The sequence below is a fragment of the Pseudomonas sp. FME51 genome (assembly GCF_014897305.1).
On sequence record NZ_JABUYN010000001.1, the window covers coordinates 524370 to 537097 of the forward strand.

A 12728-nucleotide genomic window follows, 5' to 3' on the forward strand; every position below is an offset into this window, starting at 1 on the left:
CCGTTACTTAGAATTTCGCCGCTCATCCACCCCATGATTTACTGGGTAAGGCCATCATTCATAGCCGGTCAACTTTTATCGGAGAAAGCCATGAGCATTAAAGAAAAAAATCTGGAATTACTGTACAACGCCTGGCTGTCCCGTTCGGTATCCTGGGAGTTCGACAGTGAGGATGAGCGGAAGGCTCAATGCCGTAATTGGGCTAAATCGTCTTTAGAAAGCATCACGGATGCCGAAGAGTTTGACCAGGATGAAGCTGATTACATCCTAGATGACGAGCTCACGCTCTGGACTGAATAACTTCGCCTAACCCCTTCGTCACCGGACGGTCTGATGTGACAATGAAGGGGTAAACAAATCAAACAGGCAAATCGTTAATAGGTAGCCAACCGCAACTTTATTGCAGTAATTAAACTAGGTGATTTGATGATTTGCGGTGGCTATATACGAAAAAAGCCGCACTAGGCGACTTACTTAATAGATGTTTGATTGAGGTTAGGCAGCGCTTATTGTTTCTATGTACCCTTGCTTTTTTAATAAAAGCATTTGATTATTGTTAATTGTGCCGCCTTGATAAATCGAATATGCGATTCTAATTAAGAATATAAACCCAGTAAGATCCGCATTTCCAGTCATTTCCGCAACAGCTCTTGCCCAGTAAGATAAAGTTATAATTATAATACCGACAAATAACCACAGGATAAAACCACCCCACATTTTTCTATAGAGATACACCCAAAACCCAAAGAAAAATGCAGTCCATGAAAAGCCATTCTTAACTACAACAATGCTACTATTATTTTTAAATGTTATATATTTAAGATTTTTATTCATTAAATCAGGCATAGGTTATTTCTTACTTAAGTTAAATCTTATTAATAGAATACAGTAGAAAACATACCATCATGCCAATTTTTATTAAACCACTACATACAAAGAAAAATTAAATGATCGAGATTTGAAAGAAAAAACACTTGCTGATTATTCATCAAGAATAAATCTGATTAAGCTAAATTTTGAAGATAAAGATATTACCGAAATAACAGCAAGAGATATTGCGCATTTTATTTCTGAATACCCTAAAAAATCGATGGCAAAGCTACTAAGGCTAACACTGTCTGATGCTTTTAATGAGGCGATTGCTGATGGCGTGTTAACAATAAATCTTGTATCTGTTACAAGGTCACCGAAAACTAGTGTTCAAAGGTCAAGATTGTCGCTAGAAGAATTTAACTATGCACTGAATAACATCAGAAAGAAATATCGCTTGTTATTTTTGTTATCAATACTGACAGCACAGCGCATTGGTGATATTACAACAATGAGGTGGGATGATATTAAAAATGATCGACTGTATATTACACAAATAAAAACGGGCGCAAAGATAGCAATACCCCTTGATTTAAGGCTAAACACCATTGGCTACTCATTACGAGAGGTTCTTGATTGCATTGATAAAACAAAAGAAACTATTTGTGATGTAAGTAAAGCCACTTTGCGTAATCGTTTCTCAGGGGCGCTTCCGGATAGTGAGAACAAAACTACATTTCATGAGATCAGAAGCTTGTCAGCTAGACTATATGAAGAAGAAAAAAGCGCTGAGTTTGCACAAAAAATACTAGGTCATAAATCAATGCAAATGACTGATAAGTATCTAGATGATAGAGGTAATGGCTATACCGAATTGTGAGCTAATAATGAGCTTTTGTGAGTATTGAAAATTAACCCATTGATATGTAATAAAGAATATTTAAATCACCTTTTGCATAAATAGTTACGATCTATTGTTAATTTTTGTGACAAAACCCGACAATCTACTTAACATTTATTGGAATACATGGTGTTATCTTATTTCTCATCGTTATCAAATGAAGCTTTTGCACAGAGATAACTTGACTTTTTTGAAATGATATTGATAATCATTATCAATTGAGAAAATAACTCGGCAACTATAAGGCAATAATAATATGGATATATTCCGCTCTGTAAATAAATTTTCACTTACGGTTTTATGTCTTATGACATCCGTATTTTTATTAACACCTGCACAAGCAAAAGATAAACTTAAAGTGGTCACCACTTTTACTATTATTCAAGATATCGCTCAGAATGTAGCCGGAGATGCCGCAATTGTCGAGTCAATTACAAAACCCGGCGCGGAAATTCACGATTATCAACCGACACCAAAAGATATTGTAAAAGCCCAAAAGGCTGATCTTATTTTATGGAATGGCTTAAACCTTGAACGCTGGTTCGAGCGTTTTTTTAATGAGTTACGTAATGTTCCTGCGGTTGTGGTAACAGATGGCATAACACCAATGGCGATTAGTGAAGGCGCTTACAAAAATAATCCAAATCCACACGCGTGGATGTCACCGAATAACGCATTAATTTATATTGAAAATATCCGCAAAGCACTGGTTGAACACGATCCTGATAATGCAGCAATTTATAACCAAAATGCCGCAAATTACGCAGAAAAAATTAAACAACTTGATGCGCCATTAAGAGAAAGATTAGCGCGTATTCCACAGCAAGATCGCTGGCTTGTTACTAGTGAAGGTGCATTCAGCTATTTAACGAATGACTATGGTTTCAAAGAAGTGTATTTATGGCCAATCAATGCTGAAGAACAAGGTACACCACAACAAGTTAAATATGTCATTGATACCGTAAGAAAACACAATATTCCTGTCGTATTCAGTGAGAGTACAATTTCAGATAAACCCGCTAAACAAGTCAGTAAAGAAACTGGCGCAAAATACGGTGGCGTCCTTTATGTTGATTCACTTTCTGCTGAAGGTGGCGAAGTTCCAACTTACATTGATTTAATTACTATCACTGTAGACACAATTGCGAAAGGATTTGGGCAATGAGTAAAATAAAAGCGAATCCAACGTTGACAGTTGATAATGCCACTGTCACCTATAACAATGGTCATACCGCCATTTTTGATGCGAGTTTCTCTATCACGGGTGGCACTATTTGTGCTCTCGTGGGCATTAATGGTAGTGGTAAATCGACTCTGTTTAAGACCATTATGGGACTGGTAAAACCCTCTAAAGGTACCGTGACATTAAACGATAATCCTATCCAACAAGCGTTAAAGCAAAATATGATTGCCTATGTCCCACAAACAGAAGAAGTTGACTGGAATTTTCCTGTTCTCGTTTCTGATGTTGTGATGATGGGCCGTTATGGAAAAATGGGGTTTTTTCGTATTCCCTCAAAACACGACCATGAAGTTGTTGAAGCATCGCTAGAACGTGTTGGCTTATCAGGATTAGGTCATCGTCAAATTGGTGAGCTTTCAGGAGGTCAGAAAAAACGTGTTTTTTTGGCACGAGCAATGGCACAAGAAGGAACGGTTTTATTACTTGATGAACCGTTTACAGGTGTAGATGTTAAAACAGAAAACGCCATCATTGAACTATTGCGTAATCTGCGCGAAGAAGGTCATTTAGTTTTAGTATCAACCCACAACTTAGGAAGTGTACCTGAGTTTTGTGACCATGTTATTTTAATCAATAGAACCGTATTAGACAGTGGTCCAACAGAAACAACCTTTACACAAAAGAATTTAGAACACGCCTTTGGTGGTGTGCTTCGTCATATTAGCTTATCAGGTTCTGATCTTCATGATGATGATGATCCACGTTCACTCACCGTTATTACAGATGATGAACGCGCTGCAGTCTTCTATGGTCACCAAGAAGAACATACACCAGCGCACCAAAGCCAGCGCAAACAAGGAGATTAGCCATGCTAGATTTACTCCTACAACCCTTTGAATATAACTATATGGTGAAAGCTATCTGGGTAAGTGCCTTAGTGGGTGCTGTCTGCGCATTTCTTTCATCCTACCTCATTTTAAAAGGTTGGTCATTAATGGGAGATGCCCTTTCCCACTCTGTTGTTCCTGGTGTTGCGGGGGCTTATATTTTAGGTCTGCCTTATGCTGTCGGTGCTTTTTTTACTGGCTTACTTGCCGCATTATCAATGACATTTATTCGCCATATCACTCGCCTTCGTGAAGATGCAGTGATCGGTTTTATTTTCTCTACTTTTTTTGCCTTTGGTTTGTTACTGGTTTCGCTTAAGCCGACGGCTGTCAACGTTCAGACCATCATTCTCGGAAATATTTTAGGCATTGCAGATGAAGATGTCTGGCAAGTGGTTATTATTACAGGCGTTTCTTTTCTAGTCTTATTTTGTATCTGGAAAGATCTGCTCGTTGTTTTCTTTGATGAAGTCCATGCAAGATCCATCGGTTTATCACCTTTAAAATTAAAAATTATCTTTTTTACACTATTAAGTGCATGTACTGTTGCTGCGCTTCAAACTGTAGGTGCCATTCTTGTTATTGCTATGGTTGTCACACCTGGCGCAACAGCTTATTTACTCACAGACCAATTTAAACGACTCGCTATTATTGCTATCTGTATTGGTACAACCACCAGTGCCGTAGGTGCTTACCTTAGCTACTTTTTTAATGGTGCAACTGGTGGCGTTATTGTCACCATGCAAACCGCACTATTTTTATTAGCATTCTTATTTGCCCCTAAACACGGCATGTTAGCAGCACGTCGTCGCGCACGCCAAAGCTCACAACAGTTAATCACGCAATCTCATCAGCATAAAGACGAAATAAAGCAAGAAGAGGTGAAACTATGAATGAGCTAATCGAGTTTTTTATTGAACCTTTTCAATATCCTTTTATGCAACGAGCCATTATTGCAGCAGTCATTATTGGTATCGCCTGTGCTATTTTATCTTGCTATATGGTATTAAAAGGTTGGTCATTAATGGGAGATGCTATCTCTCATGCCGTTTTACCTGGTGTCGTACTCGCTTATGTTACGGCCATTCCATTAATAGTTGGCGCCTTTCTTTCAGGGTTATTTTGTTCTTTTGCAACGGGCTATTTAAAAGAGCACAGCCGCATTAAAGAAGATACTGTGATGGGTATTGTATTTTCAGGTATGTTTGCCGTAGGTTTAGTCATTTTTGCAAGCGTTGATACTGACCAACATTTAATGCATATTTTATTTGGTAATATTTTAGGTATTACACCTGATGTATTAACTCAAATTAGTATTATCTGTTTAATCACCATCACTATCATGCTTGTTAAGCAAAAAGATTTTATGCTTTATTGCTTCGATCCTAATCAAGCAAGAATTGTTGGTTTACCTGTCACATTATTACATTATGGATTGCTCTCTATTTTAGCATTAACTATTGTTGCCTCAATGCAAGCTGTCGGAATTATTCTCGTTGTTGCAATGCTTATTTCACCGGGGATCACCGCATACTTATTAACACGTCGATTTTCTCGGATGATACTGCTTGCCGTTATATTTTCTGTCGCATCAAGTGTTATTGGTACATTTATAAGTTTCCATATTGATGGTGCAACAGGCCCATGTATTGTGCTAACTCAAGCTATGTTCTTTATTATTGCGTTACTCTGTAATCAGATTAAATTAGCGAAAATAAAGCGACAAACAAAACCCGCGAATGCCTGATAATATCCTTTATCTTTGCAAAAACGGGATAATCATCCCGTTTTTTAGCTTTATACTTTATTGATTTAATTAAAGTGTTATTGTCATAGTATAAACATCGCTCGTTATTATTTTATTTGGGTCTACTAAGTAAACAACTTTGCGAGGTGTAAGTATGTGGCAGAATGTAGGTCGTTTACTAGAATCAAACTTAGGTTTTTCAGCAAAGATAGTCGAAAAAACTCATCTTTCTAGTGGTGATATTCATCATACGTGGAAAATTCATTATGGTGATACGCCAATCTTTGTAAAATCTAATTTACGTGAGTTTCTGCCTAATTTTAAAAATGAGGCAGAACAACTCGACATGTTGGCAAAAAGCCAAACCATTCGTACTCCACGTGTTCTCGGTATTGGAAATAGCAAAGATACTAGCTTCCTTCTCCTTGAATTTTTACCCATTCAACCCTTTACACCTCATAGCGCCTATTGTTTTGGCCAGCAGCTAGCACGACTTCATCAATGGGAAGAGCAACCCAGTTACGGTTTCGATTTTGATACACAAATAGATACAACGCCTCAATTGAATGGTTGGGAAAAACGTTGGAATCATTTTTACTCTGAAAAGCGTATCGGATTTCAACTGCAACTTGCATCAGAAAAAGGAATGGTTTTTGGTGATATTGATGAAATTACTCAAATTATCAATCACCGTCTTGCTGACCATAACCCACAACCCTCCTTGCTTCATGGTAATTTATGGCCTAAAAACTGTGCTGCTATTGGTCAATCAGAAGGAACTGTATTTGATCCGGCTTGTTATTGGGGGGACAGAGAGTGTGATATTGCCATGTTACCACTTTGTACTGCAGTGCCGGCAAATATTTTTGATGGTTACCAAAGTGTTTGGCCTTTATCTGATAAATTTCTATCGCGCCAACCCATTTATCAGCTCTATTTTTTCCTTAATCGCTGTAATTTATTTGGTGGAGAAGATAATTATCTTGAAGTTAGAAAAATTATCGATGAACTATTAGCATCATCCTAATAAAAAATAGAGAAATACATGTACTTTATCTCTAAAAAACTGAAAATATAACCTCGCCAAATTCAATTACGCGAGGTTTATTTTCCTTTTTGTTAAGATAAATGAACCATCCTTGTTCATTCTAAAGCTAAATTACCATCCTAAGAATTTCAGTAAAAAATAGCCAATTGCAATTACAATAATGGGTGACAAATAAAGCACCATAATTTGAGTAAATATCGTATGTCGCGGTAATTGAATATTTTTTTGTAGCTCCTCTGAGGTAACGCCACTTTTCATTGCTCTCTCGATAATAAGCTGATCTTGTATATTCTCTTTTAAATACTTAACTTGGCGATAAATTCGTAAGCCTGATGCACTAAACGCTAAGCCAACAAACATAAAAAGAAAAATAACGAAAAAGGTAATATTTTCTTGGCTAAACCCCATTTGTGTATTGGGGATAGGTGAATTTCGCCAGAAAAAATCTAAGAAAGGTGTATTAAATTGCACCATTTCAGCTAATACACGAAAAAAATCATTAATCACTGCATTAACACCATCACCACTAGGGCGTGGTATCGCCGCCAGCCCAATCAGTGAAACTGTTGTAGAAATAAAGGCAGGAATAAAAATAAGCCACCCTAATACTCGTTTTGATATGGCATATAGTCCTGCATATTGATAACTCATCACACCCTCACTAGTAGAATTCGTCAATATTTATCTATTTATCGTAGTCTAATTAACGGCTAAATTGGCAATAAATTAATAGTTGCTATTTTCTCTATTTATTTTACAAAATAAATAAGAAACTGATTAAAAAGATTTTCCTCATAACTCTTGCTACAATCGCCATTCGACAACATAGACCTTATTTATGGAGAGTAACATGTCTTTTAAATTTCCTATTGAAGCTGCTATTTTTGATATGGATGGTTTGTTAATCGATTCTGAACCATTTTGGCAGCAAGCAGAACATGAGGTCTTTGCTGAATTAGGCGTCGATTTATCCCTAGCCTCTGCTATGCCTGATATGGTTGGGTTAAGAATAAACGAAGTCATCGATTTATGGTATAAAGCATCACCATGGCAAGGTGTTTCAAAACAAGAAGCAAAACAAAGAATGGTTTCTCGTGTAGTCAAGCTGGTTGAAGAAACTAAACCTCTGCTACCGGGTGTTGAACATGCTTTAGAACTTTGTAAATCATCGGGGCTAAAAATTGCATTAGCATCAGCTTCTCCTGATTTTATGCTTGAGCGTGTATTAGAATTATTCAATATTCGCCATTATTTCTCAGCCGTTGTCTCTGCCGATGCATTACCCCACAGCAAACCACATCCTGAAGTTTATCTCAATGCCGCTAAAGCACTTAATCTTGATCCCATTCATTGTGTCTCATTAGAAGATTCTCGTAATGGTATGATTGCATGCAAAAGCGCAAGAATGCGTTCTATCGTCGTACCAGCCGCAACACAATTTAATGATAAACAATGGGGGTTGGCTGATGTGAAAATTGCCTCACTTAATGAGTTAACACAACTACATTTATTAGGCTAGTTCCCATCAATAAAAGGGATGTTTTACTTTATTAGATATCCCTTTTATTCAGCTTTTAATACATGCCTCATCAATTCTACTTTTTTTACTCTTTACATTTTTTCACTCATTTGGATTAATTCGACTAGCATTAATTTTACCTTTTAGGTTTTTATCCTAAATTCGATCATTTTTAAATCAATCAAATAAAATATTCCTGTTATTACTTAATATTTAAGGTAATTTCTATCTTTTTTGGCTGTTAGTTATCGTCAAAACCTTTTATACTTTATCACTGTATAAATGAACAGCAAATGAACAGACAGGGAATGACCGCAGAAGGACACCTACTTTTTTCTGTAGCAACGCTTGTGTTAGCACAGAAACTTGAAATAACGCCAGCTCTTGCTCATGGTGATTGGTTTCACATGATCCCTGCTGTCTTATTAGGTTCACTTTTACCCGACTTAGATCACCCTGGCTCTATCCTTGGACGATTGTTCCGCATTATTTCTCTGCCCTTATCAAAACTGTGTGGGCACCGAGGTTTTACTCATAGTCTGCTGGCATTTTGTGGTTTAGCCATTTTATGGGAAACACAAGTTTCACCACATTGGGAGGTTTCTGCTGATATCTTCCATGCACTTTTACTTGGTTATCTAAGCCATCTTATTGCTGATATGTTAACACCTGCGGGTATTCCTTTCTTGTGGCCTTTGAAAATGCGTTTTGCACTGCCAATTTTAGGTAAAAAAAATAACAAAAAAGGAGAGCGATTTATTTCTGTTCTTATCCTTGTTGGCGCGCTTTTTTTACCGCCCCACCTCACTATTACACTCCCTTCGCAAGTCAACAACTGGTTACAGATGTACCACGACAAGCGTACTAATTTTTAACACCCCCTGACAAAACCCTACATTTCTCTATCTATTTATAAATTACCCCCTCTTTTTATGCCTATTTTTCTTGTCTTTATAACTAAACGGCTATATAAAAGAATAATAAATTATAAAAGGTTATTAACAATCCTGTTACCCTATAACGAATTGATGCTGTTATATCCTTTCTTACTATCTAAGAACTCATATCGCATACAATCGTCGAAATTATATAAATAAAGATCTCGTTGGAGAGTTAAGATGAATTTTCCGTTAATCATTAACGTACTCGTCTTTGTTGTGTTATTACTCGTCTTGGCTAAATTAAGCCAACGCCAGTGGAGCCTCTCAAAGAAAGTACTTGTTGGTTTAGTTTTTGGTGTTGCTTTTGGATTAGCGTTACACGCATTCTATGACTCACACGATCCTATCATTAAAGAATCTATTCTTTGGTTTAATATTGTGGGTAATGGTTATGTCCAGCTATTACAAATGATCATTATGCCTTTAGTATTTGCTTCTATTCTTAGTGCAGTTGCTCGTTTGCATCAAGCGTCATCACTAGGTAAAATCAGTGGCTTAACTATTGGTACTTTATTATTTACTACCGCTATTTCTGCATTAATTGGTATCGTAATCGCTAATTTATTCGGTTTAACCGCAGAAGGCTTGGTACAAGGTGAACAAGAAGCACAACGCTTAATTGCACTTGAGCAAAATTACATCGGCAAAGTTTCCGATTTAACAATGCCACAGCTTATTTTGTCGTTTATTCCTAAAAACCCATTTGCTGACTTAACAGGTGCTAGTTCAACATCGATTATCAGTGTTGTTATCTTTGCCACTTTCTTAGGTATGGCAGCATTAAAATTACTTAAAGAAGATAAACCTCGTGGCGAAAAAGTTTTAGCCGCGATTGATTGCTTACAATCATGGATCATGAAACTGGTTCGTATTGTTATGATGTTAACACCTTATGGTGTCATGGCGCTGATGACTAAAGTTGTTGCTAGTTCGAATATGCACGACATAATTCAATTAGGTAGCTTTGTTGTCGCCTCTTATGTTGCTATCGGCTTAATGTTTGTAGTTCATGGATTATTGGTCAGTTTTACAGGCTTAAATCCGATCAAATTCTTCAAAAAGGCGGGTCCTTTATTAGCATTTGCCTTCACAAGCCGTTCAAGTGCAGCCAGTATTCCGTTGAATATTGAGACACAAATCAAACGTGTAGGTGTGCCAGAATCTATCGCAAGTTTCTCATCCTCTTTTGGTACAACGATTGGCCAAAATGGTTGTGCAGGTATCTACCCTGCAATGTTAGCTGTCATGGTTGCTCCAACAGTGGGGATTAACCCATTAGATCCAATGTGGATTGCCACTTTAGTTGCTATTGTAACCGTCAGTTCTGCCGGTGTTGCAGGCGTGGGTGGCGGTGCAACATTTGCAGCTCTTATCGTTTTACCTGCAATGGGCTTACCAGTGACATTAGTTGCTCTGTTAATTTCTGTAGAGCCATTAATTGATATGGGACGTACTGCATTAAACGTGAGTGGTTCCATGGCCGCAGGGACAATTACTAGCCAATTAATGGGACAGACCGACAAAGAAATCTTCAACCAAGATGAAGAAACAGAATTAACGGTTAAATAAACCTTTAAATTTTATCTTGACCGAAAAAGCCAGTTCACATATTGAACTGGCTTTTTTGTGTATTTCGATTAAGTTAATTATCTTCAATTTGCATAATTTAACTATGCCAATAAAAAATCTATAAACATAATAAGGTAGCATCGTGCAAAAAATTATGAGAGTTCTGCGAAAACTCTATAAATATGAAAATAGCCAATATGATCCTGAGCGCCAAGTTTCTCTTTATCGTCTCAATGTTCTTTCAGAAAAACAGCAAGCCTTATTATTTGAAGTGAATTGGCAACCTAATATTATTGAAAATTTTGCTGATCACTCTGATGTTATTACTAAATTGAATAGCTTGAAGAATAACCCTCTACTCACACAAAAACGGTGCTTAGATGCATTTGTTGCTGGTGTTGGTGGCAGCTATCTTAGAGGGCGCTCTGTTTTAGGCGCCTTTCATAAATTACAAAATTTACCATTACATGATTATGATGAAAAACCGCAATATGCCTGTTGTTGGATTTGTAGTGATGCTGACCAGCAAAAACATATTAATGACAGCTATTTTCAATATTGCCTCTATTTCGGTAATTCTTATACGGGCAATCCCTCTTATGCTTACTTGAATTTAAAACATCTATTGACCGTCCCCCCTGTCAATCCAACGCCCGCGGATAAAGAGATCTTTCAACAATTACTCCATTTATTACGCCATGCGCCTGAAGATGAAACACCGGGTAAATTTGAAAAACGGTTAAATGAGGCAAAATTAATTTCTGGTGATAGATATACCAAACGAGGTATTTTGCACTCACTTGCCTTAGTGGGTGTTATTCCTAATGCCTATATTCCATTATCTTTAGATCATTGGGCTAATTTCGGCGACATTACCATTGCAGAAAATCTGCTTAATAACACCAAAGGCCGCTCTGATATGGAAATGCCATGGGCAGGCTGGAAAGGTAATCTTAAAATTGATGAAGAAAAAGTGGTGACATACTTTGGTGAGTACTTAGATTAATCCCTCCTATTCATCATAAACAGAAAGCGCCCAATACTTTCATATTGAGCGCTTTACTTTGAAAGTTCACGATTAAACTCTCAATCTTATTTCAGATACTCACCGTTGCGTAGTGCTTCAATACGCTTATCTAATGGTGGATGAGATAAAAATAATTCGCTGAATGACTTATTACGTCCATTAATACAGAAAGCCATCATGCTGCTCTCTTCTTGTGGCTCATAGCTCGTTTTTAAACGTTGCAATGCTGCAATCATCTTCTCACGACCAACAAGCTTTGCAGAGCCTGCATCTGCATGGAATTCACGATAACGAGAGAACCACATGGTGATAATGCTCGCTAGGATACCGAATACAATCTCTAGTACCATTGAAACCCCCATATAGACCCATGGGTTACCATTGCTATTTTCACTCTCTTCATCATTAGAAATAAAGTTAGCAACAAATTGGGCAATAATACGCGAAATAAAGATAACGAAGGTATTCACAACGCCTTGTAGCAAGGTCATGGTTATCATATCGCCATTAGCAACGTGGCTAATTTCATGTGCAATCACAGCCTCTGCTTCATCACGACTCATGCTTGCTAGCAAACCGGTACTTACCGCCACCAGCGATGCATCACGACGAGCCCCTGTTGCAAACGCATTAATATCAGGTGCATCATAAATTGCCACTTGTGGCATTTTAATTCCCACTTGCTCAGACTGGCGTCTTACTGTGTTTAATAACCAACGCTCTACTTCTGAGGTTGGGTTTTCGATAACTTGGCCACCCACTGAACGTAATGCCATCCATTTTGACATTAACAGTGAAATAAATGCACCACCAAAGCCAAATAAGCCCGCCATGATCATCAAGCCTTGAACACTACGACCTTGTATACCTGTTAAAGATAAGATGATCCCAAAAACAAACATTACGGCTAAGTTTGTTAAAAGGAATAACGCAATTCTCATCATATTGATACTGTTCCTATTTTATCTAATTATCACATTGCAAAAACTATCTTATAAATAAGGCTTTTTTAGATTTTATCAAGTCTTTTAACTTATTTAATATTAAAATCGATATAACTTTACATTTTGATAAAAAGAATAGCCAATGAACACCC

Annotated in this window: 14 protein-coding genes; 11 read left to right on the top strand and 3 right to left on the bottom strand. The window is 37.2% G+C overall.

Annotation, left to right across the window (positions count from 1 at the left end):
• Positions 1 to 90 precede the first annotated feature (90 nt).
• Positions 91 to 300 carry a hypothetical protein gene (locus INT39_RS02430; RefSeq protein WP_193014479.1) on the top strand — a complete coding sequence of 70 codons (210 nt, stop codon included), beginning with the start codon at positions 91 to 93 and terminating at the stop codon, positions 298 to 300.
• Between the two features lie 195 nt (positions 301 to 495).
• Here the strand turns inward: INT39_RS02430 and INT39_RS02435 are convergent, their stop codons facing one another.
• The gene (locus tag INT39_RS02435) at positions 496 to 846 is read right to left on the bottom strand and encodes a DUF2628 domain-containing protein (protein WP_226893916.1); all 351 of its coding nucleotides are present in this window, start codon (positions 844 to 846) and stop codon (positions 496 to 498) included.
• Positions 847 to 958: 112 nt separating this feature from the next.
• On the opposite strand from INT39_RS02435, the gene INT39_RS02440 reads away from it, so the two are divergent.
• The 6 genes from INT39_RS02440 (at position 959) to INT39_RS02465 (ending at position 6555) form a co-directional block, all read left to right on the top strand.
• The gene (locus INT39_RS02440; protein ID WP_193014478.1) at positions 959 to 1690 is read left to right on the top strand and encodes a tyrosine-type recombinase/integrase; all 732 of its coding nucleotides are present in this window, start codon (positions 959 to 961) and stop codon (positions 1688 to 1690) included.
• Between the two features lie 277 nt (positions 1691 to 1967).
• Complete coding sequence (locus INT39_RS02445) at positions 1968 to 2876, top strand: metal ABC transporter substrate-binding protein (protein WP_193014477.1); 909 nt, start codon at positions 1968 to 1970, stop codon at positions 2874 to 2876.
• Positions 2873 to 3760 carry a manganese/iron ABC transporter ATP-binding protein gene (locus INT39_RS02450; RefSeq protein WP_193014476.1) on the top strand — a complete coding sequence of 296 codons (888 nt, stop codon included), beginning with the start codon at positions 2873 to 2875 and terminating at the stop codon, positions 3758 to 3760. Before INT39_RS02445 ends, INT39_RS02450 begins: the two co-directional genes overlap by 4 nt.
• 2 nt (positions 3761 to 3762) lie before the next feature.
• Positions 3763 to 4674, top strand: coding sequence for a metal ABC transporter permease (locus INT39_RS02455; RefSeq protein WP_193014475.1), 912 nt, complete (start codon positions 3763 to 3765; stop codon positions 4672 to 4674).
• A complete protein-coding gene (locus INT39_RS02460; protein ID WP_193014474.1) occupies positions 4671 to 5528 on the top strand; it encodes a metal ABC transporter permease in 858 nt (285 codons plus the stop codon). Before INT39_RS02455 ends, INT39_RS02460 begins: the two co-directional genes overlap by 4 nt.
• 154 nt (positions 5529 to 5682) lie before the next feature.
• The gene (locus tag INT39_RS02465) at positions 5683 to 6555 is read left to right on the top strand and encodes a fructosamine kinase family protein (protein WP_193014473.1); all 873 of its coding nucleotides are present in this window, start codon (positions 5683 to 5685) and stop codon (positions 6553 to 6555) included.
• 132 nt (positions 6556 to 6687) lie between these two features.
• Here the strand turns inward: INT39_RS02465 and INT39_RS02470 are convergent, their stop codons facing one another.
• Positions 6688 to 7227, bottom strand: a complete 540-nt coding sequence (locus INT39_RS02470; RefSeq protein ID WP_193014472.1) for a YniB family protein — start codon at positions 7225 to 7227, stop codon at positions 6688 to 6690.
• Between the two features lie 199 nt (positions 7228 to 7426).
• Between INT39_RS02470 and hxpB the strand changes: the two genes are divergently transcribed.
• The 4 genes from hxpB (at position 7427) to INT39_RS02490 (ending at position 11611) form a co-directional block, all read left to right on the top strand.
• Entirely contained in the window at positions 7427 to 8095 is a 669-nt protein-coding gene (gene hxpB, locus INT39_RS02475) for a hexitol phosphatase HxpB (protein ID WP_193014471.1), read from the top strand.
• Between the two features lie 293 nt (positions 8096 to 8388).
• Positions 8389 to 8970, top strand: a complete 582-nt coding sequence (locus tag INT39_RS02480; RefSeq protein ID WP_226944464.1) for a metal-dependent hydrolase — start codon at positions 8389 to 8391, stop codon at positions 8968 to 8970.
• Positions 8971 to 9213: 243 nt separating this feature from the next.
• Positions 9214 to 10605, top strand: a complete 1392-nt coding sequence (locus INT39_RS02485) for an L-cystine transporter (RefSeq protein WP_193014470.1) — start codon at positions 9214 to 9216, stop codon at positions 10603 to 10605.
• Positions 10606 to 10747: 142 nt separating this feature from the next.
• Complete coding sequence (locus INT39_RS02490; protein WP_226944466.1) at positions 10748 to 11611, top strand: hypothetical protein; 864 nt, start codon at positions 10748 to 10750, stop codon at positions 11609 to 11611.
• An 86-nt stretch (positions 11612 to 11697) separates the two neighbouring features.
• On the opposite strand, the gene htpX is transcribed toward INT39_RS02490, so the two are convergent.
• A complete protein-coding gene (gene htpX, locus INT39_RS02495) occupies positions 11698 to 12576 on the bottom strand; it encodes a protease HtpX (RefSeq protein WP_193014469.1) in 879 nt (292 codons plus the stop codon).
• Positions 12577 to 12728: the final 152 nt, after the last annotated feature.

Coding starts and splice junctions, on each gene's coding strand:
- INT39_RS02430 (WP_193014479.1), top strand. CDS start 91: ATGAGCATTAAAGAAAAAAATCTGGAATTACTGTACAACGCCTGGCTG.
- INT39_RS02435 (WP_226893916.1), bottom strand. CDS start 846: ATGCCTGATTTAATGAATAAAAATCTTAAATATATAACATTTAAAAAT.
- INT39_RS02445 (WP_193014477.1), top strand. CDS start 1,968: ATGGATATATTCCGCTCTGTAAATAAATTTTCACTTACGGTTTTATGT.
- INT39_RS02450 (WP_193014476.1), top strand. CDS start 2,873: ATGAGTAAAATAAAAGCGAATCCAACGTTGACAGTTGATAATGCCACT.
- INT39_RS02455 (WP_193014475.1), top strand. CDS start 3,763: ATGCTAGATTTACTCCTACAACCCTTTGAATATAACTATATGGTGAAA.
- INT39_RS02460 (WP_193014474.1), top strand. CDS start 4,671: ATGAATGAGCTAATCGAGTTTTTTATTGAACCTTTTCAATATCCTTTT.
- INT39_RS02465 (WP_193014473.1), top strand. CDS start 5,683: ATGTGGCAGAATGTAGGTCGTTTACTAGAATCAAACTTAGGTTTTTCA.
- INT39_RS02470 (WP_193014472.1), bottom strand. CDS start 7,227: ATGAGTTATCAATATGCAGGACTATATGCCATATCAAAACGAGTATTA.
- hxpB (WP_193014471.1), top strand. CDS start 7,427: ATGTCTTTTAAATTTCCTATTGAAGCTGCTATTTTTGATATGGATGGT.
- INT39_RS02480 (WP_226944464.1), top strand. CDS start 8,389: ATGAACAGACAGGGAATGACCGCAGAAGGACACCTACTTTTTTCTGTA.
- INT39_RS02485 (WP_193014470.1), top strand. CDS start 9,214: ATGAATTTTCCGTTAATCATTAACGTACTCGTCTTTGTTGTGTTATTA.
- htpX (WP_193014469.1), bottom strand. CDS start 12,576: ATGATGAGAATTGCGTTATTCCTTTTAACAAACTTAGCCGTAATGTTT.